The following is a 24,994-nucleotide window of genomic DNA, read 5'->3' on the forward strand; positions in this document are numbered from 1 at the left end:
ACGCCTGAACCGCATGGCGGTGGAAATCGTTTGAATTCCACCGCCATGCGGGTTTATCTCGGGAAACATCCGCATCGCCCCATCAGAACCGGAGAAACACCGTGTCAGATATCTCCGACTATATCGTTTCGCACTTCAAGCGCTCCTCCCGCGAAATCGGCGAGGTGGAGCAGCGTATTCTCGAACTCTCGCACCAGAAAAAGCTGGTTTCGAGCGACATCAACGCGGAATTTTCCGCCGGCGCCAGCCTCGGCGACAGGCTGGCCGACAATATCGCCAAGGTCGGCGGCTCCTGGGGGTTCATCCTCAGCTTCTGTTTTTTCCTGGTGGTCTGGGCCATCGTCAACACCATCGTGCTGACGACGCGCGCCTTCGACCCCTATCCCTTCATCTTCCTCAACCTGCTGCTCTCCATGCTGGCCGCCATTCAGGCGCCGATCATCATGATGTCGCAGAACCGCCAGGCCGCCCGCGACCGTTTTGAGGCCGCCAAGGATTATGAGGTGAACCTGAAGGCCGAGCTCGAGGTTCTTTCGCTGCATGAAAAGATCGATGTGAAAGTGCTGGCCGAACTGGCGGCGCTCCGCCAGGACCTTGCCGCGCTCCACCGTCACATTACCCGCAAGGAAGACTGACACCGGAAAAATTCGTCCCCGCTTTTCCCCGCTCCGCGGCGCGCTGTTAGAGTGAACGCAGTCCTGCCGGGTGGCTGCCAGACGTGGCGGAAACCAAGGGACGGTCCTGTGGTGGGAACGCTGGCAACGTTCGTGGAAAGGACCATTTCGCAACAGGCGGTGCACGGCCCTTTGCGAAATACGGCATGGTGAAAGACCCGGCTGCGCAACGCATCCGACCCACACCAACCCCAACCAAAGCGCAGCCGGGCAATCGCCCGACGCCCAAACCATCCCAGCCCGGTAGCGCCGTGCGGGATGAAGCTGTTGGGGTTTTAGAGTGTTTTCTGGAAAAGTCGACCGAAGTTCGCGGGGCTTACCCCCCTCTGCCCTGCCGGGCATCTCCCCCTCAAGGGGGGAGATCGGCAGGAAGCGTGAACACCACTTCATTCGCAAATATTGAGATGGGCGAAACCTGCCCGCGAGTCGATCTCCCTCTTTGAGGGGGAGATGCCCGGCAGGGCAGAGGGGGGTAAGCCCCGCGCACCAAGAATCACACAACCTCCTGAAACCTCACCCCCAGTTACGAATCCGTCAGATTCTTACGCTACAGATTGACGCAGGCGTTTGTTGCATTGCACTCTTGCGGGCAAGGCTGAAGGGGGAATCACTCCCCATCGTCAAAATGGCATCACGACCATTTCGCGGCGACGCCATGCCGGATGCGACATCCGGTCATTGCAATAATTCTGTTCCGGGGTTTTTCATGCACCAGTTCGATCTGATTGTTGTCGGCAGCGGTCCGGCGGGAAGACGGGCCGCCATTCAGGCCGCCAAGCTCGAAAAGAGGGTTCTGGTCATCGAGAAGGGCAGCCGCGTCGGCGGCGTTTCGGTGCACACCGGCACCATCCCTTCGAAGACCCTGCGCGAAACGGCGCTCAACCTCACCGGCTGGCGCGAGCGCGGTTTTTACGGGCGCGCCTATCGTGTCAAGCAGGAGATCGACGCCGAAGACCTGCGCCGCCGCCTGCTCATCACGCTGGATCACGAAGTGGAAGTGCTGGAGCACCAGTTCGCCCGCAACCGCGTCCAGCACATTCGCGGCACGGCAAGCTTCATCGACGCCAACACCATGAAGGTGGTGAAAAGCGATGGTGAGATCATGACCGTTACCGCGACATCCATCCTGCTGACCATTGGCACCCGCCCCTACCGGCCGCCGCATATTCCCTTCGATGGCGAAGCGGTGCTCGATTCGGACGAGATTCTCGAGATCAAGGAACTGCCGCGCTCGATGATCGTTGTCGGCGCCGGCGTCATCGGCATCGAATATGCCACCATCTTCAGCGCGCTCGACACGCAGGTGACGGTGGTGGAGCCGCGCGAAACGATGCTCGAATTCATCGACAAGGAAATCGTCGAGGATTTCGCCTATCAGCTGCGCGACCGCAACATGAAGCTGATCTTCGGGCAGAAGGCGGAAAAGGTGGAGCGTGACGAAAGCGGCAAATGCCTCGTCTCGCTCGGCAATGGCCGCGTCCTCAAGGCCGAGACTGTGCTGTTTGCCGCCGGCCGCGTCGGCGCTACCGATACGCTCAACCTTTCGGCCTGCGGGCTGGAGGCCGACAGCCGCGGCCGCCTGAAAGTCGATCCCGAGACCTTCCAGACCTCGGTGCCGAACATCTATGCCGCCGGCGACATCATCGGTTTCCCGAGCCTTGCCTCCACCTCAATGGAACAGGGCCGCATCGCCGCCCGCCATGCCGTCGGTGCACCGGCCGGCGAACCGCCGCAATTTTTCCCCTATGGCATCTATGCCGTGCCTGAGATCTCCACCTGCGGCCTGACGGAAGAAGAAGTCATCGAACGCGCCATTCCCTATGAGTGCGGCATCGCCCATTTCCGCGAAACCTCGCGCGGCCATATCATGGGTCTCGACAGCGGGCTCTTGAAGATGATCTTCTCGCTGAAAACCCGCCGCCTGCTCGGCGTCCACATCGTCGGCGAAGGCGCCACCGAACTCGTGCATATCGGCCAGGCGGTGTTGAACCTCAAAGGCACGGTGGAATATTTCGTCGAGAACACCTTCAACTATCCGACGCTGGCGGAAGCCTACAAGATCGCCGGGCTGGATGCGTGGAACCGCATGGGTGAGATCAAGAAGGATTGAGCGGCGGATTTTCAAAGGGGTGCGAAGCTACCGAGAGGCATGGCAAGTTGCCTTGCGCGCTTGTGGCAAGGTCGTAGCATCCCCACTCCGTCACCCCGGACTTGATCCGGGGTCCAGCCAACCCAAGTCCTTGGGCTGAGAAGACTCATCCCACAGCCACGATGCTCCTCCGTCATCCTCGGGCTTGTCCCGAGGATCCACAACCCGCGCGTACCATGGATCTTCGGGTCAAGCCCGAGGATGACGGAGAGGTTTCAGCAATTCCGCCGCAGACGGAACCACGCTCACCATCTAATGCTATACCGCGCACTCACCCCCGGCCGGAAATGATCCGCAAAACCCTGGTCAAGCGTTCCGCGCACCGTCAGATTATCGCCGATCTTCTGCTCCACCGCCACGCCGCTGCTGAACTCGTTGAAGCTGTTGCGGCTCGCCCCCGTCAGCACGAAGGCCGTGCCGGTTTCCGAGCGGGACAGGCGCAACGACTGCGACACATCAAGACCGTTCCATTGCTGCGCCGTGCCGTCGTAACGCACGGTGAAATTGCGGTTCGCCTCGATATCCAGTTCCGGCGTGACGATGCGCTTCTGCTGCGATGTCATGGAGAGGCTGCTCGACCCCGTCAATGCATTGACGATGACACCGACATCGCGTGCAAGCGAGACACCGGGCAGCTGTTCCGCCAGCAGCGTGACATTACCCCACAGCCGAACCGGCGTATCCACCACCTGCCCTGTCCTCGAGGCATTCATGCCCATTTCCAGCCCCGCCCGGATCGGCGTATCGACCGGCAGCTTGGCACCGATACGCGCCGTATAGGAGCGATCGGAATTCTTGACCGGTTTCCAGATCAGCCCGGCCTCATCCGCATGAGCGGCCGTGGCAGCGGTGAAGAGCGACAATGCAAGGGCAGAACCCGTTCGGAGCGACATACTTGTCCCCTGGCAAATTAAGGGCGCGCCGGAAGAACCCGGCAGGCACGGTAAAAGCGGAGGCCAATGGTTTGGCAGCGATGAGGCCACATCAGAGCGGCGCACGATACCCGAGCGACCGCGTTCAGCGACCGGGGCAAATCATGCTGCGCAGGGTGCCAGATGAACGGGAGATGAACAAGAGCAGATGCAGCAAAAAATCATGCTGCACCGCATTGTGATCAAAAACGCGGGCGAATATTTGGTTTGCGGCAGCGTTGACGGGGGCGGATGTCCAGGACTTGGGCCAGTCTCGCGGCGGGTTGATGACGAAGACACACGCCGTGACGGAAACACTCAATTTAGTAACCTAAAGGTTCCCCGAAAGGACGACCTTCTCGTCGAAACACGGACCGCGACGATTTCGTTGCGACTAAAAAGAACAGTGGATTTAGTCGGAGCGCTTTAAACGGTTCGGGTGCTATTTGTCCCAATCGTCGAGATTATCGAAAAGCGTAGGCCCGCCTTCGCGCCCAAGGGTCGCAGAGCGCTCCCTCAAGATTTCAATGACGGCTTCCAAAGACATCGCGGGTGAGAGCATCTCACCGTTGATCGCAATCACCCGAAGCACTTGTCGGTTTTTCGTTTTTCCTTCTAGGGTTTGGTAAATCCACTGAACTTTCAAGGTATCCAAAACACCGACCTGTAGGTGCTTACGATCAACAAGTTCCCAAAAAACTTCATCGTCAATTACGAAGTAACACGTCCGGTTGAAGACGTCCCTGCCCTTCCATTGGCGGCTGTGCTGATCCTCTTTGTCCCAATTAGGAGAACTAACTGACACCTCTTCAATCGCCGTGTGCCACGTACCCTCATCACCCTCGCTATCGCGCTTTGCAGGTCTCTGTGCACGGCCGGGAAAAGCGCTACGAGGGACGGGAAAATCAGAAAATGGTGTAAACCCTATGCGCTTAATCTCACGGTCGAACACGCAAGCTCGATAAAAATCAGCGCGAGCTTCGAGTATCTCATTTATCTCGACCTTTCCGTCGCCTAATAAGATGATTTCGTCAGTCTCTTTCTCAAGACTTGCTCGCGCCATCGCAGCGAGCATATTAGCACCTGCCTCGCAAATCCTTTCATTGAGGGCGAAACCGGAGCTTTCACTAAAGCTGCCGTTCGTCTCAGTTCCGGCTCCTTCAGCTTTTTTGGTAGTGATTTCGATTAGATCTAATGTAGATACGCCCGCTTGATATGCCCATTCTGACGGTGACTTTCCAGTGAGTCCACGAACGAACGCAGCTGGGGTATCACTGTCTAGGAAAACGACAAGACCAACGAGCGCAGGGATCACGATCTTTAGAGATTGTAAAAACGTTCCCTCTTGTGCCGGTAGCACGACAATCTGAAATTCGAGGCCACCTCCAAACACCGCAGTGTTGAGAGCTTCAACAACGTTCCTTGCTCCAATGGCAGTTCCAAGGAAGGTCTCCAACTCAATGTGGTGATCAATTACGTCGAAGTGGATGAAGATAGTTTTAGATTGGCGCGGATATTCTACGAACTCTGTTTGCGGCATGAATTGGTCCCCTCAGTCCCTGAAGATACAACTAAGCCGTTAGACGCAAGGGATACAAGTCAACAAATGCGTTAAGTCACAGCCGCGGAAAATCGTAAACGAAGTACCCCACTTAAGTATAACTCGATGAATCACAGCGATCTTCCGCCTATTTCGAAAGACCTCATGGAAGCCCTCGTTAAAAGGTTCCTCGAAGCTCCCGCCCTGAGGGCGAAGCGAACGGCCCGTTCTCGTCTGCACATTCTGCTTGATACGAGGGTGCAGACGTCCCAAATTATTTAGATTCGGAGACTTCGGCATAAAAAAAGGCCGCAGCTTTCGCTACGGCCCCTTGTTCAATCAACTTACACCGAAGAAGATTATTCGGCGTCGCCTTCGGCGGCCTTCTTCTTGGCAGGAGCCTTCTTCTTCGGAGCGGCTTCTTCGCCTTCAGCGGCGTTGTCAGCCTTGGCAGCAGCCTTTTTCTTGGCCGGAGCCTTCTTCTTGGTTTCCGTTTCTTCTTCGCCGTCGTCAGCCAGCAGCTCTTCCTTGGAAACGGTCTTGTCCGTTACCGAGATTTCGGAGAGCAGCTTGTCGATGACCTTCTCTTCAAAGATCGGAGCGCGCAGCGAAGCGGAAGCGCCGGGGGTGTTGCGGAAGAAATCGAGGATTTCCTTCTGCTGGCCGGGGAACTGCTGCAGCTGCTGGAACAGCGCGCGCTGCATTTCTTCTTCGGTCACTTCAACGCCGGCCTTTTCGCCGATTTCGGAGAGAACGAGGCCGAGACGAACGCGACGCTCAGCAAGCTTGCGATATTCTTCGCGGGCTTCTTCTTCGGTCGTGTCTTCGTCAGCGAAGGTCTTGCCGGACTGGGCGAGATCGGTGTTGATCTGGCGCCAGATGTTATCGAACTCGGCGTCGACGAGGCCAGCCGGCGTGTCGAACTTGTACATCTCGTCCAGCTGGTCGAGGATCTGACGCTTGACCTTCTGGCGGGTGACGTTGCCGTACTGGCTTTCGATCTGGCCCTTGACGATTTCCTTCAGCTTTTCAGCCGATTCGAGACCGAGCTTGGTGGCCAGTTCGTCGTTGATTTCAACAGCAGCGGCAGCAGCAACTTCCTTGACGGTGATGTCGAAGTTGGCTTCCTTGCCGGCGAGGTTCGCAGCCGGGTAGTCGGCCGGGAAGGTCACGGTGATGGTCTTTTCGTCGCCGGCCTTGACGCCAACGAGCTGGTCTTCGAAGCCGGGGATGAAGCGGCCAGAACCGAGAACCAGTTCAGCGTCTTCAGCAGCGCCGCCGTCGAAGGCAACGCCGTCAACCTTGCCGAGATAGTTCATGGTGACGCGGTCGCCATCGGCGGCCTTGCCCTTCTTGGCCTCGTAGGTGCGGGCGCTTTCGGCGATCTTGAGGATCTGCTCGTTGATTTCGTCTTCGGAGACTTCAACAACTTCGCGGGTAACCTTGATGCCGTCATTGGCCTTCAGTTCGATGGCCGGAATGATTTCGTAGGCAACGGTGAATTCGAAATCGGATTCAGCCGACAGGATCTTTTCGGCTTCCTGCTCGTCTTCGGTCATGGAGATGGCCGGCTGGGTAGCAGACTTCTCGCCGCGGCTGGAGAGGATTTCGGAAGGCTTTTCACGAACCAGCTCGTTGACGAGGTCGGCCATGATGGACTTGCCATACATCTTCTTCAGGTGGCCCATCGGCACCTTGCCGGGACGGAAACCGTTGATGCGAACCTTGTCCTTGGCGTCAACCAGGCGCTCGTCCAGACGGGCCTTCATGTCGGCAGCCGGGATAACGATCTTGAGTTCGCGCTTCAGCCCTTCAGCGAGCGTTTCAATAACCTGCATTTTCTCAAACCTTCACATCATGGCGGCGGTGCTCAGACAGCCGTTGGTTTACTTTCGAGCACTGCGCCGGAAACTTCGTTCCCCGGCCGTGGCTTCCCTTATTTCTTTACACAAGCGCCTGCCGCACACCTTTGCGCCTGCACCGGAGACCAAAGACCAAAGGGGAGAAAAGAACCCCGAAGCTCCCCGCATCTTATAAAGATGCACTCTGGCGCAAGCGTGGCACAGCCATGCCTTGCTTGTGGTGCGGGTAGAGAGACTCGAACTCCCACGCCGAAGCGTTGGTACCTAAAACCAATGCGTCTACCAATTCCGCCATACCCGCACGTTGGGCGGCGGTATGTCACAATGTTCTGAAAGGGTCAAGCACGCCGTTCCCCCGCCTTTCGTTTCCTCCGGACTTTTCTTGTTGCCCGCACCGACGGGGATAGGCAGCCGCCCTCTATGCTTGGTTGCCGCCGGTGCCAGGGGATGGGGCGCAAGGACCGGACTGGGGCGATTCTGGGCTGGAAACGGGAAACCGCGGGGCATCCGCCCCCTCGCCTTGCCGGCCCGCCCCAAGCGGCACATCCGCATGGAAGCAGGCGGGGAAGCCGGCAATATTTATGCGGCTACATTGACATTATATATAGCCTCTCCCGCAACCGACATTGCCGGATTGCCGCCCCCCGCTTCATATCTGCAATTCAAGGCTTCTGCGCCGCGCCCACCCCGTATCCGGCCATGCCTCCCGGATTCGCAACGCCCAACCCCATTCGATCACCAAAAGCACACAAATTGGTCACAAATTATGCACGGATCGCCGCAATCGGGTGGATTTCTCCACTTGCCTTGCGTTTAATGCATAGGTGGCATCTTGCTTTGTCTGTTTTTGTTTTGATTAAACCGATTATATTCATGGTCATACAGAGATCGAGTTCAGCCCCGGACCAAAGCCTCCCAAGACTGGCCGTAGAGACTGAACAGCACGAAGAGGAAGATGAAAATGAACATCACACGCTCGCTGACCAACTGGCGCAAGTATCGTCAGACCGTAACCGAACTCGGCCGCATGACCGACCGCGAACTGAATGACCTCGGCATCGGCCGTCAGGACATCCGCCGCGTCGCCCGCACCGCCGTCGGCATCTAATTACACGCCCCGCCGCTTATTGCGGCGGATGCGAGACGACCTACCCAAAAAGGCCTGAGGCTTCCGCCTCCGGCCTTTTTTCGTTTTGGGCGACTGCACAGCCACTCGCCGCATCGGCAGATGAAAAATGCATCGATGGGCCGACCATTTGCACAGACCTGGATCGCGTTAGAGCCTCTCCACCGCTGCTTTTCACACAGGAAAGCCTCTCCTGCGCCGCCAAAGGCTGCCAAATCGGTCAAAATCGCCTGAAACGCAGGCATTTCCGCTCATATTTTGCCCAACTGATATTCAAAGCCGCAAATTTAGCCGACATAGTGCACAAATGCATGGCAGTAGCCTAAATTCTGCACTGCACAACATGGCTCAATGTCTATATATAAACCTCAACAGCCGAGAGCACAGAGAAACACTGAGCCGGCAGACGAAATCAACAGAGATAGATTGAGGAAACGACCATGAACCCCATCCGCATCGCAAAGAACTGGATCTCCTACCGCCGCACGATCAACGAACTTGGCAGCCTGTCCAACCAGGCTCTGAGCGACATCGGCCTGACCCGTTACGACATCCGTAACGTAGCAGCCCGTTCGTTCCGCTAAGGCGTAAACGATCGTCCCGCTGCCCGACCTCCAGGGCGCGACGATCGAGCGACAGGTTAAAAAAAGCGGCGCCTCTGGCGCCGTTTTTGATTCTGGCGGAATATGCTGGAAACTCTCGCCAGTCGGCGGTTGAAAAACATCAGCACGGCACATCACGCCATGCGGTGTCGCCCCCTCCTTGTCGGTTGCTCTTCCGCTACACTCCTCTCCCGTCATGCCGGATTTGATCCGGCATCCAGTCACGGCGCGTCTGCGCCGTGGGAAGAGTCCTTTCAGCCCAAAGACTTGGGCTGGCTGGATTCCGGCTCAAGGCCGGAATGACGGAGGAAGATGGCCCCCTACAAAAAACGCTGCCAACCATCACAGCAAATTACACATCCAGACGAAGACGAGGTCACCAATCACATTGGGGCGACCTGCTAGCATAAAGACCACATCCCCCCGTCGTAATCCTCACCCCAAAAACATTTGGCTGCCCCGGCCATGCATGCTAGTGCATCCGCAAACAATGCAGCGTCCTTCGGGACCCGCGCGGAACAATCACTCGAAAGACAGCCGCCGGACGGGAGCCTTTGCCCCGCGGCCGCCCATGGACACCGAAATGCAAGACAAGACCACTTCTCCCATTCATGTCGTGGGCGGCGGACTGGCCGGTTCGGAGGCCGCATGGCAGATCGCGCAAAGCGGCGTCCCCGTCATCCTGCACGAAATGCGCGGCGTGCGCGGCACGGATGCGCATAAGGGCGATACGCTGGCGGAACTGGTCTGTTCCAACTCCTTCCGCTCCGACGATGCAACGGCGAACGCAGTGGGCGTCATCCATGCGGAAATGAGGCTCGCCGGCTCGCTGATCATGGCCTGCGCCGACAGACACCAGGTGCCGGCCGGCGGTGCGCTCGCCGTCGACCGAGACGGGTTTTCTGAAGCCGTGACGAAAGAGCTGGAAAGTCACCCCCTGGTGACGATCGTGCGCGAAGAGGTGAACGGCCTGCCGCCGAAGGAATGGGGCAACTCGATCATCGCCACCGGCCCGCTCACCTCGCCGGATCTCGCCGCCGCCATTCAGGCCGAGACGGGTGAGGATGCGCTCGCCTTTTTCGACGCCATCGCCCCCATCGTGCACCGCGACAGCATCAACATGGATATCTGCTGGTACCAGTCGCGTTACGACAAGGTCGGCCCTGGCGGCACCGGCAAAGACTACATCAACTGCCCCTTGGATGAGCAGCAATACAACGCTTTCATCGATGCACTGATCGCCGGCGACACGGTGGGTTTTAAGGAATGGGAAGGCACACCCTATTTCGACGGCTGCCTGCCGATCGAGATCATGGCCGAACGCGGCCGCGAGACACTGCGCCACGGCCCGATGAAGCCGATGGGCCTGACCAACGCCCATAATCCCACCGTCAAGGCCTATGCCGTCGTCCAGCTGCGGCAGGACAATGCGCTCGGCACGCTCTACAACATGGTCGGTTTCCAGACCAAGCTGAAATATGGCGTTCAGGCGGATGTGTTCCGCATGATACCGGGCCTCGAAAATGCGGAATTCGCGCGCCTCGGCGGCCTGCACCGCAACACCTATATCGATTCCCCCATCCTGCTCGACCGCTCGCTGAAGCTGAAATCCCGGCCGGACCTGCGTTTCGCCGGCCAGATTACCGGCTGCGAAGGTTACGTGGAAAGCGCCTCCGTCGGCCTTCTCGCCGGCCGCTTCGCCGCCGCCGAACAGAAGGGCGAGACCCCGAGCCTGCCGCCGGCCACCACCGCGCTCGGCTCGCTTCTCAACCACATCACCGGCGGCCACCTCTCCTCCGATGATGAGCCGGGCAAACGTTCCTTCCAGCCGATGAACATCAATTTCGGCCTCTTCCCGGAACTGGCGCCGGGCTCAATCGTCAAGCCTGAAGGCGTGAAGCGTTTTCGCGGCAAGGACAAGACGATCATGAAACGTCAGCTGATTGCAGCGCGGGCGTTGAGGGATTGCGCGGAATGGCTCGACCTTTCAAAGGCTTCCGTCGCCACATCCTGAATTTGAGACCACCCGCGCTCCACGCAATGGCGGGGCGCGGTCATGGCTTACATGACATTCCATTTATTGAAATCGGATTTGCCGGACTGATAGGGGTAGTGCCGCGAAAAGAATGGATTGATCGCCGTTACATATTCGAAGTCTATGGTGGTATCGGCCAGAAAGGCAAATAGCGGTCGATAGCTGTAACGCCCTGAAACCACGATAATCGCTTCATTTGGCCCGAAATTGCCGTCCTTAATCGCCTTGTCCCATTTTACGCCTTCGGCTGAACCGAAGAAATTATACGGCTGAAATTGCAGCTCGGGAACATTGCCCACCAGCTTTGCGCTTCTCAAAGTGAGGTTAAGCTTTTCGGTCTGAAGAAGACCGTTTCCGGACATGAGCACGAACGTTTTGACGCCCGTTCTCACCCGGGTCTCGAACTCCGGAAACCGTGCCGACCAACGGGCCGTATTGTCCACGGCCGTCACAAAGCGATCGTAGCTCAGCCATCCGCGTCCGATTTCAAGAACAACGGCCAGAACAAGGATGAGCAGTGGCGCCAGAAGAGCCATCTCGACGGCAGCGGCGCCGGAGCGGCAAAGCCCCATGGAATACAGACGGGATATAGGTCGCATGATGCTCATTCGGTCACCCGCACAGCCGTTATCGCCAGCGACACATTTTGGAGCTGACGGACAGTCCCTGAGCTTGGAACGAGCAGGTGCGTCGTCGGCATGACGAAGTTCCACCTGTACCCCACCGCCAGAATATATTGTCCTGCCGCGGCGGTCGGCGACTGAAAGCTGTTCTCTATCGGAAATGCGACGGGGGCCGCGGCAATGTCGTCATCAAGTATTGGCGTGAGTGAAATCTTCAAATTATCCGCATTAGTCGCGGTGATGAACCCGGACGAAATCGCCTGCCGCAATGCCCTCTCCGTCACCTGCTGACGATGCATCGCAGCTCGGCGCAAATATTCAACGCCGGCACTCGAAGCGGTTGAGAGATAAAGATGGTAGAGCAGCAGCAGCCCGATTTCGAGGATTCCGAAAATCAAAATCAGAAAAACGGGCAACAGCAGGCCCACTTCAACGGCGGCGGCAGCCTGCCTGTCGGCAAGAATCCTCAGGTAAAGCCGCCTGAAAAGCCGGTGCCGTGAACCGTCATGCGATTGCTTGCCGCCATGAGCCGCAGGTGCGATTTCAGGAACGCTCATCGCCGTACCGTCCGATATATCGCAACTCAAAGCCGGTAATGATGCCGCCGAAGCTATCACTTAACCCCGAAGCCGCAATGGTCAGCCTGTATATGGAATAAGTGTCGACCGTGATCTGCTCCCGGTATTGCCGCCATCTGATGACCTGATCGATGGCGTTTTTCATCCCCGGGCCTTGTTTCATCTGGAAGATGGTTTTCACCGCCCCGGATTGCGGCAGCAGCGGTTGCAGAGATATATCGATACCATTGGTCAGTTCGGCACTTTTCACGTTGTTAAAACTGCTCTTTCGGCCATTGTACCAAACCGAAATCTCGTATTTTCCCGGGTGAAGTTCGACGTCTTTGTAGATCGAGCTGTTTGCATCAGTGCGCTTCTTGCCCTGTATTGATGTCCCCCAGTCACTATCCAGTTCAATAACATAGCGAGTGGGCAGGGGCGCAAGACTACTATTGGCACCCTCCTCAAACAGCGGCCTGTCACTTGACTGCACTGCCTTTTCATTTCCTTTTAACTTGCAAGCCTTGTCATTTGCGGTTTCGTCTCCCTTTTCAGCCTCTTTTTCGAAACCTTCCGGATATCCCTCCCATGCATGGATCTTACGGCAGCAAGGGCTACTCCAGTCCTGCAATTCGATACCGGGTCCCGTTCCGCCGTGCCATTTCAACTCCGTGTAAGGATACACACCCCAGCACCCGCTGGGCGTCTGGGTCGTTATGCCGTTCTTCAGAATACGCTCCCGGCCGAGAGTATTGTTTTCAAAATTATTATCGACGAGTACTTCACCGTCATATGGATAGGGCGGGATACCCTCGCAGGAATAGGCAAGGCGATATTTCATCTCATCGACATCGAACATATCCGCAAACAGGAGCCGATAGCTGAATTCGGCTTTGATATCAGTCCGCAGCCAGTTGATGGTGACATCACGTTCCAGCACCTTTTGTTTTGTCGACTGGATCATCGCATCGAAGGTTGTCAGCACATTTTCACGGCGTGTCGAATCCGCACCCACATCGGTACGCGTCGGTTTGGTCGAGCGCTCACAGGCAAGCGCCATAACGCGCTTGGACTGAAGAAAATAACTCAGGCCTCTACCGCCCTCAAAAAGCAGTCCCATCAGGATGATAAAAACCGGCAGAAGCAGCGCCGTCATGATCGCAAAGGCGGCCGTGCGGTCGCCTATGAAAAGCGAAAACAGCCCTTCACGAACAGCCTTTTTTCTTGTCCACTCAAACATCCTGAAAACACCGTCTCATGTCGCTCATCGCGGCGGGAAAGGCGCACTGTGAAAAGCGGTGCGCCCGGCTTTCTGCCACGCTAAAAAATATCCGGCCTGCCGCCGGGTGCTGAAAATTGCCTGTCGATTGGCGAACGCTTTTTCGGGAGCAGTTCTCGCCGACCTCTTAAAATCCACGGGGTCATTAGCACGGAAACCGTAAACCAAAGGCCAACAAAAATCGAAAAATATGCTGTAAATTCATATGCTTAATTCATTTATTAATAAATTAGAACGTATGAATTACGGCCATCATGCCGTGCATGACGGGGCCGATTTCGGCAATGCAGTTTTCTTCGGGGCGACAAACCGGGCTTTGCCCCTTGTCCCTCCAGCCAAGCTCGGGCAAAACAGCCCTGTTCAATCACAAGACAATGCCAGGAGATAAGATATGGACGTTCGCGCCGCAGTTGCCATTCAGGCCGGAAAACCGCTTGAGGTCATGACCGTTCAACTCGAAGGCCCCCGTGCCGGCGAAGTGCTGGTTGAGGTCAAGGCGACCGGCATCTGCCATACAGACGATTTCACCCTGTCGGGCGCCGATCCGGAAGGCCTGTTCCCGGCCATTCTCGGCCATGAAGGCGCGGGCATCGTGGTGGATGTCGGACCGGGCGTCACCTCGGTCAAGAAGGGCGACCATGTCATTCCGCTCTACACGCCGGAATGCCGCGAGTGCTATTCCTGCACCTCGCGCAAGACCAATCTCTGCACCTCAATCCGCGCCACCCAGGGCCAGGGCGTGATGCCTGACGGCACCTCGCGCTTCTCGATCGGCAAGGACAAGATCCATCACTACATGGGCTGCTCGACCTTCTCGAACTATACGGTCCTGCCGGAGATCGCGCTGGCCAAGATCAACCCGGACGCGCCCTTCGACAAGGTCTGCTACATCGGCTGCGGCGTCACCACCGGCATCGGTGCGGTCATCAACACCGCCAAGGTCGAGATCGGCTCCACGGCGATCGTCTTCGGCCTTGGCGGCATCGGCCTCAACGTGCTGCAGGGCCTGCGTCTTGCCGGCGCGGACATGATCATCGGCGTCGACATCAACCCCGACCGCAAGGCCTGGGGCGAGAAGTTCGGCATGACCCATTTCGTCAACCCGAAGGAAGTCGGCGAGGACATCGTGCCCTATCTCGTCAACATGACGAAGCGTAATGGCGACCTGATCGGCGGCGCGGATTACACGTTCGATTGCACCGGCAATACCAAGGTCATGCGCCAGGCGCTGGAAGCCTCGCATCGCGGCTGGGGCAAGTCGGTCATCATCGGCGTTGCCGGCGCCGGCCAGGAAATCTCCACGCGTCCGTTCCAGCTCGTCACCGGCCGCAACTGGATGGGCACCGCTTTTGGCGGTGCGCGCGGCCGCACGGATGTGCCGAAGATCGTCGACTGGTACATGGAAGGCAAGATCCAGATCGACCCGATGATCACCCACACCATGCCGCTCGAAGACATCAACAAGGGCTTCGACCTGATGCACAAGGGCGAAAGCATCCGCGGCGTCGTGGTTTATTGATTGGATAAGACAGAGGCGGGACGCGCGTAACCGCGCGCGCCCGCCTTTCATACAAATGTGATCGCCTCCAACCGCCTGCAGCCATTGCGATTAACGGGACGGTAAATCTATCGTCGTAAGCCGATACTACGCGGTGGAGTTGAAAATCCCTCCCCGCCCAGAACGGCGCCAGACCAGCGGAGAGCGACCCTGAAAATCGTACCGATCGACAACGGAAACCGCGTCGCCGCCGTCGCTCTTCTGGCGAAAGGCTTCCCGGAAAAAAGCGAGGCCTTCTGGTCGCGTGGGTTGTCGCTCATCAGAGAACATCACGAGCGGCGCGAACTGGGTCCGATCGGGCAATTGCTGATGAAGGGCGACGATGCCGCAGGCGTGCTGCTGACGATCAAAAGCCGCCTGCCCGACACCGGCACGATCATCGTCAACCTGTCCAGCTGGTATGTGGAGCCTTCCTGCCGCTGGTTCGCACCGCGCATGCTGCAGATGGCCTCATCCAATGAGGACGAAATCTTCACCGATCTCACCCCCTCTCCCGAAGCCTGCAGGCTGAATGAGAGGCTGGGCTTTGCGACGGTGACCGATTGCACGCTTTTTTATCCGCTGCCCTTTGCTGCACTTCGCCCGGCGAGTGCGCGGCTCCGCCCGCTTGCGGACATAAAACCGGGAATATTGTCCGCCGAAACGCGCGACATGCTGGAAGACCACGCCCGCCTCGGCTGCATCGTGGCCGTGATGGAGGCGGAGAACCGCCACCACCCGCTGGTCTTCCTGAAAACCACAACCAGAAGACTGCCCTCCGCGCGCCTCATCCATTGCGACGACCGGCAGGTTGCGCAAAGGCACATATCCGCAATTGCCCGCCACCTTCTTGGCCACGGCCGGGTTGCGCTGACCATGGCGGCACTTGAGGGAGAGCGAAAGGCCGGTGGCCTTGCCGCACATAAATCTGCACCGATACAAGTAAAAGGCGTATGGAACCCACAATTTATTAACGAAACATACTCAGAGTTGGTGTTATTGCCACCGTAGGTATTTTAGTGATTCGTGCGCGACTTGACGGAATCTTGGCCTTTACAGACAAAGCGCCGTTCCGGGCAGTCTTCTGGGGAACACGAGGGAAATCGGAGAACGAGCATGCTTGCAGCGCAAAAGAGTGAAATCGACGTTGCTGATACCATCTATTCCTACCTCTCCAATCGTTTTCCCGCCTATGCCCCCTTTTCCGCCGACACGCTGCTTCTCGAAGGCGGTGTGATCGATTCGCTTGGCTTTCTGGAACTGATGATCTTCCTCGGCGAGGGTTTCGGCATCATTCTCGATGACGAGCATTTCACCCCCGACAATCTCGGCACGCCGGCCGATCTCATCGCCTTCGTCCTCAGGGAACGGAGGAGATGACACCCCATTTCCTGCTGCACCATCTTCTTACCGCGCGCGCGGCGAGCGACGATCCGGCCGTCGTCCACAAGGACCGATCGCTGAACTATCGCGAATTCGCCGCCGCGGCGGCCCATTGTGCAGCGGCATTGCAGGAAGCCGGAGCGCAACGCGGTGACCGCGTCGTCATCTATCTGCCGCGCGGCATCGAGGAATGCTGGTCGATCTTCGGCGTGAGCATGGCGTCCGGCGTTTTCGTGCCTGTCAACGCATTGCTGAAGGCGCAGCAGATCCGCCATATCATCAGGGATTGCGGCGCAAAGATTGTTATCAGCGACGCCACGATGATGGATGAATTGAAGGCAGCATTGGCAGACCTTCCCGACGTCACGGTCCTGCTGGCGGAGGAGATTGGGAACCGCACCGGCGCACCCGCCCGGCCTTCGGCGGCGATCGGCGAAGACCTGGCCGCAATTCTCTACACCTCCGGCTCCACCGGCTCGCCGAAGGGCGTGATGCTGTCGCACCGCAATCTTCTGGCCGGCGCGCGCATCGTTCGCACCTATCTGGACATCACTGGCAGGGACCGCATTCTTTCTCTCCTGCCCTTCAGCTTCGATTATGGCCTGAACCAGCTGCTGACGGCGGTGGAACAGGGCGCGGCCACTGTCATCTCCACCTTCCGGCTGGGCGATGAGATCGTCCGCGATCTGCGCGACCACGCCATCACGGGTCTGGCCGGTGTCCCGACCATCTGGGCGATCCTGACAAAAGCGGCCCCGTCGCTCACAAAGACACCGCTGCCGCATCTGCGCTACATCACCAATTCCGGCGGACGCGTGCCGCAGGAAACCGTAAAAGCACTGCGCGAGAAGCTGCCGGACACGAAAGTCTACCTGATGTATGGCCTCACCGAGGCCTTCCGCTCCACCTTCCTGCCGCCTGATGAAATCGACCGCCGCCCGACCTCCATCGGCAAGGCCATTCCCGAATGCGAAATCTTCATCGTCACCGCTGAGGGACAGAGGGCAAAACCGGGTGAACCCGGCATTCTCGTGCATCGCGGCCCGACCGTCTCGCTTGGTTACTGGAACCGGCCGGAGGACACGGCCAAGGTGCTGCGCCCTCACCCCTTCATTCCGGCGGCACTGGGCGGCGAGACCGTGTGTTATTCCGGCGATCTGGCGGTGGAAGACGAGGACGGTTTCTTCAGCTTCGTTGCCCGCAACGATGCAATGATCAAATCCTCAGGCTACCGCATCAGCCCGACCGAGGTCGAGGAGAGCCTGATGTCGACGGGGCTTTTCCAACAGGTCGCCGTCATCGGCCTGCCCGACCCCTTTGCGGGCGAAAAGGTTCATGCCGTAGCGACCGCCGCCAACCAGAATATCGATGTTTCGGCCGCGCTTAAAAAAGCCGCCGAAATGCTCGCCCCCTTCATGATCCCGCGCGCCATCGAACTGGTGGAACGACTGCCGATAACGGCCAATGGCAAGGTGGATTACCGCGCGCTGGTGCGCGAACGGACGGACAATGGCGCCAACGGATAAACCCCAGAGCCACGGCCCGGCCTTTGCAGCCGCGTTATTCGGCATAAGCGAAAACGATCTGATGATCGGTGGACTTCCCGTGCGCGATATTGTCGCCGGAACCGGAACACCATGCTTTCTCTATGACGCCAGCGCCATGCGCCGCGCCTATCGCAATCTCGAAACGGCGCTCAGTGGCTTTGCCGACATCTATTATTCGGTGAAGGCCAATCCCCTGCCCGCCATCATCTCGCTTTTCCGCCAGGAAGGCGCGGGTGCGGAAATCGCTTCCGTCGGTGAATACCGCGCCGCCATCAAGGCCGGTGTCGCACCGGAAAACATCATCTTCGCCGGCCCCGGCAAAAGCAAAGCCGAATTGCGCGAAGTGATCGAGGGCGGCATCGGCGAAATCCACATCGAAAGCGCCGAGGAAATTGGCCGCATCGAGGCGATCGGCAAGCCGGTCAAAGCCTCGATCCGCATCAATCCGGTGCCGGATGCACAAGCGGGCGCGATGCGCATGGGCGGCAAGGCCACGGCCTTCGGTTTCGATGAGGAAGAGCTGGAAAATGTCCTGCCACTCTTCAAGGACGCCCGCCATATCGATCTCGTCGGCGTCCATATTTACGGCGGCACGCAGATCCTCGATGCCGACATGCTTGTCTCCCAATGGCGACACGGCATTTCCCTTGCCGCGCGCATGGCCGAGATGCTCGGCAAGCCGCTCGAGACCATCGATCTTGGCGGCGGTCTCGGCATCCCCTATTTTGCCGGGGAAACACCGCTCGATCTTGAGAAAGTCAGCGCCGCCATTCCCGACCTCAAGGCGCTTCTGAAGGCGCATCCGCTAGTCGCAGACGCCCACATCATCGTCGAACCCGGCCGTTTCCTCGCCGGCCCGGCTGGCATCTATGTGGCGGAGGTGAATTCGGTAAAGACCTCCCGCGGCACCACCTTCGTGGTGATGGATGGCGGCATGCACCACCATCTCGCGGCATCGGGCAATCTCGGCCAGATCGTCAAGCGCAATTATCCCATCGTCGCGCCGGCCATGATGCTGGCGGAGCATGAGGAAACGGCAACCCTCGTCGGCCCGCTCTGCACGCCGCTCGACACGCTCGCCCGCAATGCGGCGCTGCCGAAGCTCAAGGCCGGTGATCTCCTCGCCATCCTGCAATCGGGCGCCTATGGTGCCAGCGCCAGCCCTGCGGGTTTCCTGAGCCATGCTGCGGCGAAGGAAGTGCTGGTTGAGGATGGGGTGTTTGAGGTGATTGGGCGCTGAGGGATCGGGATAGCGGAAGTCAGAGCAGGTTTCCTGCGAACACCCAGGTTACCGCCTGAATTCGAGTTCCCCCTAACCTCCCCTCATTCCTGTGCTTGTCACAGGAATGAGGAAAGTAAGTGTTGCGGCCGATAAACGATTACGGCCAGAGTTCAGGACGGACACCGCAACCTGCCCCTTCCCAATCACCTCCGCAACAACCTGTCCCCCACCGCGAATTTCGATTTCAGCAGACACTCGTCATATTCCGCCTCCGCAACGGAATCGAACACGATACCGCCACCGACATTGAAGACGGCGCGGCCATCCTCGAACAGGCTGAGCGTGCGGATCGCCACCGAAAAGCGCATCTCACCACCAGGAGACATGAAGCCGATTGCGCCGCAATAGGCGTCGCGCGGCGTCGCTTCCAGCTCGCGCAGGATTTTCATCGCCCACATTTTCGGCGCGCCGGTAACGGAACCGCAGGGAAACAGCGCGGCGAAGATGTCTTCCACCGTCACGTCAGGCATAAGCTTCGCCCTGACATGGCTGACCATCTGATGCACGGTCGGATAGGTCTCGATATCGAAAAGCCGCGGCACATCGAGGCTGCCGACCTCGGTGATGCAGGAAATATCGTTGCGCAGCAGATCGACGATCATCCGGTTTTCGGCGAGCGTCTTTTCATCCGCGAGCATTGCCGCGATAATCGCCCTGTCTTCTTCCGCATCGGCCCCGCGCGGCGTCGTTCCCTTCATCGGATGGGTTTCGATGAAACCGTCCCCATCAACCGCGAAAAACAGTTCCGGCGAGCGCGACAGGATTACGGGGCCACCGAGATCGACCAGCGCGCCATATTTCACCGGCTGCCGTTCGATCAGCGACCAGAACGCCGTCAGCGGATCACCGCTCCAGCGGGCATGGACCGGCATGGTCAGATTGCCCTGGTAACAGTCACCGCGGCGTAGATGCCCGTGCAGCCGCTCGAAGCGCTGGCAATATTCTTCAAGGTTCCATGCGGGCACAGGATCGGACAAAAACGCATCCGCATCCGGCAGATTTTCTGGGCGCGCGAAGCATCCCTCATCCGGCTGCGGGGCGGAAAAGACGCCAAAGCGAAGGAACGGCACGTTGCGAGGTTCCGCCGCGAAAGGCGCAAGCTTCGGTTCGAACAGGAAGCCGGCCTCGTAGGACATGTTGCCGGCAAGGTATTTCCCGGCGCGGCGCAGCTGCTCCATGCGCTTCAGGGCGGCAAAAAACGCTTCCGGCTCGTCCGCGACGATGATCTCTTCCGGCTCGGTGAAGGCAGTCACCGTGCCGGTCGTATCATCCCGGAAAAGAACGTAAGGCGCGTGTGCCAATGAAAGCGTCCGAAACAGGAGAAAGGTCGGGAAATGTCAGACCGGGTCTATATCGCCCCGCGCCCACATCTCGATGGTTTCCGCATAAAAATCGGCGAAACGGCCTTCCTCGATCGACTTGCGGATACCCTGCATCAGCTCCTGATAATAGGCAAGATTGTGCCAGGAGAGCAGCATGCCGCCCAGCGCCTCGTTGGAGCGCGTGAGATGATGCAGATAAGCGCGGGAATAATCGCGCGAGGCCGGGCAGTTGGACTGCTCATCCAGCGGGCGCATATCCTCGGCATGGCGGGCGTTGCGGATATTGACCCTGCCGCGACGGGTGAAGGCAAGCCCGTGACGGCCGGAACGGGTGGGCATCACGCAGTCGAACATGTCGATACCACGCGCTACCGATTTCAGGATATCGTCAGGCGTACCGACGCCCATCAGGTAACGCGGCTTTTCGGTGGGCAGCACCGGCAGCGTGATGTCGAGCATACCCAGCATCACATCCTGCGGTTCGCCGACGGCGAGACCGCCGACGGCGTAACCCTTGAGATCAAGCTCCTTCAGGCCTTCGGCGGAACGAATTCGCAGGTCCGGCTGGTCGCCGCCCTGCACGATGCCGAACATGGCCTTGCCAGGCTGTTCGCCAAAGGCAACGCGGCAGCGCTCCGCCCAGCGCAGCGACATTTCCATGGCGCGCTCGATTTCCTTGCGCTCGGCCGGTAGCGCGATGCATTCATCGAGCTGCATCTGGATATCCGAATCGAGCATGCCCTGGATTTCGATCGAGCGTTCCGGCGACATATGATGCAGCGAACCATCCACATGGCTCTTGAAGGTCACGCCCTTCTCATCCAGCTTGCGCAGGCCGGAAAGCGACATGACCTGAAAACCACCGCTGTCGGTGAGGATCGGGTGCGGCCAGCGGATCAGCTCATGCAGGCCGCCAAGCCTTGCCACGCGCTCCGGGCCGGGCCGCAGCATCAGGTGATAGGTATTGCCGAGAATGATATCGGCGCCGAGCTCGCGCACCTGATCGAGATACATGGCCTTGACGGTGCCGACAGTGCCAACAGGCATGAAGGCGGGCGTGCGGATGACGCCGCGCGGCATGGCAACCTCGCCAAGGCGTGCGCCGCCACTCGTGGCTTTCAGGGTGAAGGTGAATTTCTCGTGCATCAGTTTTTCCGGAACAACAGGCTGGAATCGCCATAGGAATAGAAGCGGTATCCGGTTTCGATGGCGTGCTTATAAGCGTCACGCATCGTTTCGAGACCGCAGAAAGCCGAAACGAGCATGAACAGCGTCGATTTCGGCAGGTGGAAATTGGTCATCAGAATATCGACCGCGCGGAAGCGATATCCGGGCGTGATGAAGATGCCTGTGGGGCCTGACCATGGGTGAATGACGCCGTCTTCGGAGGCAGCGCTTTCGATCAACCGCAGCGAGGTGGTGCCGACGCAGACGATGCGCCCGCCGCGCGCCTTCACGGCATTCAGTCTGTCGGCGGTTTCCTGCGACACATGGCCGATCTCGAAATGCATCTTGTGATCGTCGGTATCGTCGGACTTCACCGGAAGGAAGGTGCCTGCCCCAACGTGAAGTGTCACGAAATGCCGCTCGATACCCCCCTTATCAAGAGCTTCGAACAGATCGGGCGTGAAATGCAGTCCGGCGGTGGGGGCGGCGACGGCACCCTTCTCGCGGGCATAGATGGTCTGGTAATCGGTCTGGTCCTGCGCATCTTCCGGCCGCTTGGCGGCAATATAGGGCGGCAAGGGAATATGGCCGACGGAGGCGATCGCCTCATCCAGAACAGGGCCGGAAACGTCGAAAAGCAGCGTGATTTCGCCCTCTTCGCCCTTTTCCTCGACGGAGGCCTCGAGATGGGCAAGGCCGCAGGCATTGTCGCGCTCATAACCGAAACGGATGCGGTCACCCTCTTTGATGCGCTTGCCGGGACGCGCGAAAGCCTTCCAGCGCGATTGGTCGGCGCGCATGTGCAGCGTGGCCGAAACCGCCGTCTCAGGCGCACCTTCGCGCAGGCGAACGCCCTCAAGCTGGGCGGGAATGACGCGGGTGTCGTTGAAGACAAGCGCATCGCCCGGCTTCAGAAAAGTCGGCAGGTCAAAGACGCGGTGGTCTTCCATGCGGTTTTCATTCGGATCGACCACCAGCAGGCGCGCGCTGTCGCGCGGGTTCGCCGGGCGAAGGGCGATATTCTCCTCGGGCAGATCGAAATCGAACAGGTCTACACGCATTGCAAGGGTCTTCCAGACATCAAAACTTTACACGGCACGGTGAATTTCGGTCCGCCGCATCCCGCCCACTCCCCTCATTCCTGTGCTTGTCACAGGAATCCAGTCGACACGCGTCTGCGTGGCGAGGGTGGCTTTCCAGCCCAAAGACTTGGGCTGGCTGGATTCCTGTGACAAGCACGGGAATGAGGGAAAAAGGAAACGCGCAAAGAACAGCAATCGTCAAATCTGCCGCACCGTCCTCCACATCAAGCACCGTCAATAAACATCAAAACCCGCCCCGCATAAACTGCGGGACGGGTCAAACTGCAACTTCCGAAAATCAGGCCGCAGAAGCGAGCTTGATGGAAACGATCGAATCGGGATCCTTCACCGGCTCGCCGCGCTTGACCTTGTCGATGGCTTCCATGCCTTCGATGACCTGGCCCCAGACGGTGTACTGCTTATTGAGCCACGGAGAATCCGTGAAGCAGATGAAGAACTGCGAATTGGCGGAGTTCGGGCTCTGCGAACGGGCCATGGAGCAGGTGCCGCGCACGTGCGGGATGGCGGAGAATTCAGCCTTCAGGTCCGGCTTGTCGGAACCGCCCATGCCGGCGCGGGCCGGGTTGAAGCTGTCGGAACCCTTCTTGCCAAACTGCACGTCGCCGGTCTGGGCCATGAAGTCTTCGATGACGCGGTGGAACACGACGCCGTCATAAGCGCCTTCCGATACGAGTTCCTTGATGCGGGCAACGTGGCCCGGAGCAACTTCCGGCAGCAGCTGGATCACGACCTTGCCGGTCGTCGTTTCCATGATGATGGTGTTTTCCGGATCCTTGATCTCGGCCATGGTTATTCTCCTCTGTTCGGGCTCTATTGCCCTACCTTACTTTTTGCCGACGGTGACCTTGATCATCCGGTCGGGGTTGGAAACTTCGCCGTTGCCGCCGGCGCCGCGCTTGATCTTGTCAACGGCTTCCATGCCGGACACGACCTTGCCGACCACGGTATATTGCCCGTTCAGGAACGGACCATCGGCAAACATGATGAAGAACTGCGAATTGGCGGAATTCGGATCCTGCGAACGGGCCATGCCGACCACGCCGCGCGTGAACGGAACCTTGGAGAATTCGGCCGGAATATCCGGCAGATCGGAACCACCCGTACCTGCGCGCTGGGCGCTGAAGCCCTTCTCCATGTTGCCATACTGCACGTCGCCGGTCTGCGCCATGAAGCCGTCGATGACGCGGTGGAAGGCGACGTTGTCATAAGCGCCCTTCTTGGCCAGCGCCTCGATCTGCGCCACGTGCTTCGGCGCAACATCGGGCATCAGCTCGATGACAACGGGACCATCCTTCAGCTGGACGGTGAGAAGTTCGGCGGCCGAAGCGAGGGTGCTGGCGGCAAGCGCGCCTGCAAACATGGCGCCGGCAAAGGCAAATCGAACGAGTTTCATCGGATTGGCTCCAGAATGTGAGGCTGAAGTCAGCGCTTCAGCTTGGCGTTGAGGGCTTCAAGCACGGCCTTGGGCACGAAGGCGTCGACATTGCCGCCCATGGCGGCGATCTGCCGGACCAATGTGGCTGTAATGGGTCGCGACGACGTGCCGGCGGGCAGGAACACGGTCTGAATATCAGGCGCCATCTGGCGGTTCATGCCGGCCATCTGCATTTCATAATCGAGATCGGTGCCGTCACGCAGGCCGCGCAACAGAAGGTGCGCGCCGTGCTGGCGCGCGGCGTCGACGACCAGATTATCGAAGGAAACGACTTCCATGCGCGCCGCCTCATCGGGCAGCTGTTCGGAAAGCGCCTGCTTTATCAGCGCCGCCCGCTCTTCGAAGCTGAACAGCGGCGCTTTTCCGGGATGGATGCCGACGGCAACGATGACTTTCGACGCCACGTTCAGCGCCTGGATAAGCACATCCAGATGTCCGTTGGTCATCGGATCGAAGGATCCTGGATAAAAGGCAATCGTCATATCGCTCTCAGGTGGTGGGCGCGCTTCGATGCTGGGTATCATGTGCCCGCCTTTTGTCATGGAGAAGCACGCGGCGCAAGACTTTATAACCATCCCTCACAAGCCCGGCTGCGGCGTGAACCCGGGATGAATGGGCCGTTCAGTGCGGTTTCACAGCTATTTTGTTTAAATGCACAACATCGGGAAACCGAAACGCCCCTCACTCGTTAAGCATCCGGAGAATTGAAAATGCTGGCCTTCATGATCGTCCTTTCGATCATCGCATCATTCGCTGCCGAGTATCTTTTTCTCGAATGACGGCCTTAGCCAGTTTCCTGAACGCCAGATGAACGAGCCATTCAAGGAAGTTTCACAGGCGCGATGCTAATCGATTTTTAC

At 58.7% G+C, this 24,994-nt stretch carries 24 protein-coding genes and 1 tRNA gene; 11 read left to right on the forward strand and 14 right to left on the reverse strand.

Translation table 11 applies throughout. The annotated features are described in order from the left end of the window. Positions 1-101 precede the first annotated feature (101 nt). Both DA915_RS08400 and sthA read left to right on the forward strand, forming a co-directional pair. Positions 102-635 carry a DUF1003 domain-containing protein gene (locus DA915_RS08400; RefSeq protein ID WP_107675596.1) on the forward strand — a complete coding sequence of 178 codons (534 nt, stop codon included), beginning with the start codon at positions 102-104 and terminating at the stop codon, positions 633-635. 745 nt (positions 636-1,380) lie between these two features. Beyond that, a complete protein-coding gene (sthA, locus tag DA915_RS08410) occupies positions 1,381-2,784 on the forward strand; it encodes a Si-specific NAD(P)(+) transhydrogenase (RefSeq protein WP_080866588.1) in 1,404 nt (467 codons plus the stop codon). Positions 2,785-3,068: 284 nt separating this feature from the next. On the opposite strand, the gene DA915_RS08415 is transcribed toward sthA, so the two are convergent. From DA915_RS08415 to DA915_RS08435, 5 genes are all read right to left on the reverse strand, one after another. Next, positions 3,069-3,716, reverse strand: a complete 648-nt coding sequence (locus DA915_RS08415) for a hypothetical protein (protein WP_003502986.1) — start codon at positions 3,714-3,716, stop codon at positions 3,069-3,071. Positions 3,717-3,840: 124 nt separating this feature from the next. Then, complete coding sequence (locus DA915_RS08420) at positions 3,841-4,056, reverse strand: hypothetical protein (RefSeq protein WP_107675597.1); 216 nt, start codon at positions 4,054-4,056, stop codon at positions 3,841-3,843. Between the two features lie 120 nt (positions 4,057-4,176). Beyond that, the gene (locus DA915_RS08425) at positions 4,177-5,274 is read right to left on the reverse strand and encodes a hypothetical protein (RefSeq protein WP_107675598.1); all 1,098 of its coding nucleotides are present in this window, start codon (positions 5,272-5,274) and stop codon (positions 4,177-4,179) included. A 359-nt stretch (positions 5,275-5,633) separates the two neighbouring features. Beyond that, complete coding sequence (gene tig / locus DA915_RS08430) at positions 5,634-7,112, reverse strand: trigger factor (RefSeq protein WP_107675599.1); 1,479 nt, start codon at positions 7,110-7,112, stop codon at positions 5,634-5,636. A gap of 242 nt (positions 7,113-7,354) precedes the next feature. Further along, positions 7,355-7,437: transfer RNA gene (locus DA915_RS08435), tRNA-Leu, on the reverse strand. Between the two features lie 660 nt (positions 7,438-8,097). Between DA915_RS08435 and DA915_RS08445 the strand changes: the two genes are divergently transcribed. From DA915_RS08445 to trmFO, 3 genes are all read left to right on the forward strand, one after another. Further along, complete coding sequence (locus DA915_RS08445; protein ID WP_003502992.1) at positions 8,098-8,244, forward strand: DUF1127 domain-containing protein; 147 nt, start codon at positions 8,098-8,100, stop codon at positions 8,242-8,244. Between the two features lie 458 nt (positions 8,245-8,702). Beyond that, the gene (locus DA915_RS08450) at positions 8,703-8,846 is read left to right on the forward strand and encodes a DUF1127 domain-containing protein (RefSeq protein WP_003495735.1); all 144 of its coding nucleotides are present in this window, start codon (positions 8,703-8,705) and stop codon (positions 8,844-8,846) included. A 589-nt stretch (positions 8,847-9,435) separates the two neighbouring features. Further along, complete coding sequence (gene trmFO, locus DA915_RS08455) at positions 9,436-10,878, forward strand: methylenetetrahydrofolate--tRNA-(uracil(54)-C(5))-methyltransferase (FADH(2)-oxidizing) TrmFO (RefSeq protein ID WP_162692646.1); 1,443 nt, start codon at positions 9,436-9,438, stop codon at positions 10,876-10,878. Between the two features lie 47 nt (positions 10,879-10,925). Here the strand turns inward: trmFO and DA915_RS08460 are convergent, their stop codons facing one another. Together DA915_RS08460 and DA915_RS29160 are read right to left on the reverse strand one after the other, a co-directional pair. Beyond that, entirely contained in the window at positions 10,926-11,507 is a 582-nt protein-coding gene (locus DA915_RS08460) for a TadE/TadG family type IV pilus assembly protein (RefSeq protein ID WP_060726292.1), read from the reverse strand. After that, positions 11,504-11,938, reverse strand: a complete 435-nt coding sequence (locus tag DA915_RS29160) for a pilus assembly protein TadE (RefSeq protein ID WP_371412708.1) — start codon at positions 11,936-11,938, stop codon at positions 11,504-11,506. Before DA915_RS29160 ends, DA915_RS08460 begins: the two co-directional genes overlap by 4 nt. Between DA915_RS29160 and DA915_RS29165 the strand changes: the two genes are divergently transcribed. Further along, the gene (locus DA915_RS29165; protein ID WP_223564881.1) at positions 11,876-12,022 is read left to right on the forward strand and encodes a hypothetical protein; all 147 of its coding nucleotides are present in this window, start codon (positions 11,876-11,878) and stop codon (positions 12,020-12,022) included. The genes DA915_RS29160 and DA915_RS29165 overlap by 63 nt on opposite strands. 43 nt (positions 12,023-12,065) lie before the next feature. Here the strand turns inward: DA915_RS29165 and DA915_RS08470 are convergent, their stop codons facing one another. Then, positions 12,066-13,319, reverse strand: a complete 1,254-nt coding sequence (locus tag DA915_RS08470) for a TadE/TadG family type IV pilus assembly protein (protein WP_107675600.1) — start codon at positions 13,317-13,319, stop codon at positions 12,066-12,068. Positions 13,320-13,749: 430 nt separating this feature from the next. Here DA915_RS08470 and DA915_RS08475 point away from each other — a divergent pair, with 430 nt between their 5' ends. The 5 genes from DA915_RS08475 to DA915_RS08495 all read left to right on the forward strand — a co-directional run bounded on the left by DA915_RS08475 (position 13,750) and on the right by DA915_RS08495 (position 19,065). Then, on the forward strand, positions 13,750-14,877 hold the full coding sequence (locus tag DA915_RS08475; RefSeq protein ID WP_003503003.1) for an S-(hydroxymethyl)glutathione dehydrogenase/class III alcohol dehydrogenase: 1,128 nt from the start codon (positions 13,750-13,752) through the stop codon (positions 14,875-14,877). 288 nt (positions 14,878-15,165) lie between these two features. After that, the gene (locus DA915_RS08480; RefSeq protein ID WP_192886440.1) at positions 15,166-15,906 is read left to right on the forward strand and encodes a hypothetical protein; all 741 of its coding nucleotides are present in this window, start codon (positions 15,166-15,168) and stop codon (positions 15,904-15,906) included. Between the two features lie 105 nt (positions 15,907-16,011). Further along, positions 16,012-16,275: an acyl carrier protein gene (locus DA915_RS08485; RefSeq protein ID WP_003503006.1), complete on the forward strand. Its 264-nt coding sequence runs from the start codon at positions 16,012-16,014 to the stop codon at positions 16,273-16,275. Continuing rightward, positions 16,272-17,804, forward strand: coding sequence for an AMP-binding protein (locus DA915_RS08490; RefSeq protein ID WP_107675602.1), 1,533 nt, complete (start codon positions 16,272-16,274; stop codon positions 17,802-17,804). The genes DA915_RS08485 and DA915_RS08490 overlap by 4 nt, the downstream gene beginning before the upstream one ends. Continuing rightward, positions 17,788-19,065, forward strand: a complete 1,278-nt coding sequence (locus DA915_RS08495; RefSeq protein WP_192886441.1) for a type III PLP-dependent enzyme — start codon at positions 17,788-17,790, stop codon at positions 19,063-19,065. Before DA915_RS08490 ends, DA915_RS08495 begins: the two co-directional genes overlap by 17 nt. 185 nt (positions 19,066-19,250) lie before the next feature. On the opposite strand, the gene DA915_RS08500 is transcribed toward DA915_RS08495, so the two are convergent. The 6 genes from DA915_RS08500 to coaD form a co-directional block, all read right to left on the reverse strand. Continuing rightward, the gene (locus DA915_RS08500) at positions 19,251-20,408 is read right to left on the reverse strand and encodes an aminodeoxychorismate synthase component I (RefSeq protein WP_107675603.1); all 1,158 of its coding nucleotides are present in this window, start codon (positions 20,406-20,408) and stop codon (positions 19,251-19,253) included. Between the two features lie 36 nt (positions 20,409-20,444). Further along, positions 20,445-21,575 carry a tRNA guanosine(34) transglycosylase Tgt gene (tgt, locus tag DA915_RS08505; protein ID WP_006314436.1) on the reverse strand — a complete coding sequence of 377 codons (1,131 nt, stop codon included), beginning with the start codon at positions 21,573-21,575 and terminating at the stop codon, positions 20,445-20,447. After that, positions 21,575-22,657, reverse strand: a complete 1,083-nt coding sequence (queA, locus tag DA915_RS08510) for a tRNA preQ1(34) S-adenosylmethionine ribosyltransferase-isomerase QueA (RefSeq protein ID WP_107675604.1) — start codon at positions 22,655-22,657, stop codon at positions 21,575-21,577. The genes tgt and queA overlap by 1 nt, the downstream gene beginning before the upstream one ends. A 319-nt stretch (positions 22,658-22,976) precedes the next feature. After that, on the reverse strand, positions 22,977-23,486 hold the full coding sequence (locus DA915_RS08520; RefSeq protein ID WP_003503025.1) for a peptidylprolyl isomerase: 510 nt from the start codon (positions 23,484-23,486) through the stop codon (positions 22,977-22,979). A gap of 36 nt (positions 23,487-23,522) precedes the next feature. Continuing rightward, positions 23,523-24,092, reverse strand: coding sequence for a peptidylprolyl isomerase (locus tag DA915_RS08525; protein WP_059760168.1), 570 nt, complete (start codon positions 24,090-24,092; stop codon positions 23,523-23,525). A 29-nt stretch (positions 24,093-24,121) separates the two neighbouring features. Then, positions 24,122-24,616: a pantetheine-phosphate adenylyltransferase gene (gene coaD / locus DA915_RS08530; protein ID WP_060726298.1), complete on the reverse strand. Its 495-nt coding sequence runs from the start codon at positions 24,614-24,616 to the stop codon at positions 24,122-24,124. Positions 24,617-24,994 lie beyond the last annotated feature (378 nt).

The organism is Agrobacterium sp. LAD9 (assembly GCF_003031125.1).
Lineage (GTDB): Bacteria > Pseudomonadota > Alphaproteobacteria > Rhizobiales > Rhizobiaceae > Agrobacterium > Agrobacterium radiobacter.

What these genes read in the sequence shown, in the direction of transcription:
- sthA (WP_080866588.1), top strand. Translation starts at nt 1,381, where the DNA reads ATGCACCAGTTCGATCTGATTGTTGTCGGCAGCGGTCCGGCGGGAAGA.
- DA915_RS08415 (WP_003502986.1), bottom strand. Translation starts at nt 3,716, where the DNA reads ATGTCGCTCCGAACGGGTTCTGCCCTTGCATTGTCGCTCTTCACCGCT.
- DA915_RS08425 (WP_107675598.1), bottom strand. Translation starts at nt 5,274, where the DNA reads ATGCCGCAAACAGAGTTCGTAGAATATCCGCGCCAATCTAAAACTATC.
- tig (WP_107675599.1), bottom strand. Translation starts at nt 7,112, where the DNA reads ATGCAGGTTATTGAAACGCTCGCTGAAGGGCTGAAGCGCGAACTCAAG.
- DA915_RS08445 (WP_003502992.1), top strand. Translation starts at nt 8,098, where the DNA reads ATGAACATCACACGCTCGCTGACCAACTGGCGCAAGTATCGTCAGACC.
- DA915_RS08450 (WP_003495735.1), top strand. Translation starts at nt 8,703, where the DNA reads ATGAACCCCATCCGCATCGCAAAGAACTGGATCTCCTACCGCCGCACG.
- trmFO (WP_162692646.1), top strand. Translation starts at nt 9,436, where the DNA reads ATGGACACCGAAATGCAAGACAAGACCACTTCTCCCATTCATGTCGTG.
- DA915_RS08460 (WP_060726292.1), bottom strand. Translation starts at nt 11,507, where the DNA reads ATGAGCATCATGCGACCTATATCCCGTCTGTATTCCATGGGGCTTTGC.
- DA915_RS29165 (WP_223564881.1), top strand. Translation starts at nt 11,876, where the DNA reads ATGGTAGAGCAGCAGCAGCCCGATTTCGAGGATTCCGAAAATCAAAAT.
- DA915_RS08470 (WP_107675600.1), bottom strand. Translation starts at nt 13,319, where the DNA reads ATGTTTGAGTGGACAAGAAAAAAGGCTGTTCGTGAAGGGCTGTTTTCG.
- DA915_RS08475 (WP_003503003.1), top strand. Translation starts at nt 13,750, where the DNA reads ATGGACGTTCGCGCCGCAGTTGCCATTCAGGCCGGAAAACCGCTTGAG.
- DA915_RS08485 (WP_003503006.1), top strand. Translation starts at nt 16,012, where the DNA reads ATGCTTGCAGCGCAAAAGAGTGAAATCGACGTTGCTGATACCATCTAT.
- DA915_RS08490 (WP_107675602.1), top strand. Translation starts at nt 16,272, where the DNA reads ATGACACCCCATTTCCTGCTGCACCATCTTCTTACCGCGCGCGCGGCG.
- DA915_RS08495 (WP_192886441.1), top strand. Translation starts at nt 17,788, where the DNA reads ATGGCGCCAACGGATAAACCCCAGAGCCACGGCCCGGCCTTTGCAGCC.
- tgt (WP_006314436.1), bottom strand. Translation starts at nt 21,575, where the DNA reads ATGCACGAGAAATTCACCTTCACCCTGAAAGCCACGAGTGGCGGCGCA.
- queA (WP_107675604.1), bottom strand. Translation starts at nt 22,657, where the DNA reads ATGCGTGTAGACCTGTTCGATTTCGATCTGCCCGAGGAGAATATCGCC.
- DA915_RS08520 (WP_003503025.1), bottom strand. Translation starts at nt 23,486, where the DNA reads ATGGCCGAGATCAAGGATCCGGAAAACACCATCATCATGGAAACGACG.
- DA915_RS08525 (WP_059760168.1), bottom strand. Translation starts at nt 24,092, where the DNA reads ATGAAACTCGTTCGATTTGCCTTTGCCGGCGCCATGTTTGCAGGCGCG.
- coaD (WP_060726298.1), bottom strand. Translation starts at nt 24,616, where the DNA reads ATGACGATTGCCTTTTATCCAGGATCCTTCGATCCGATGACCAACGGA.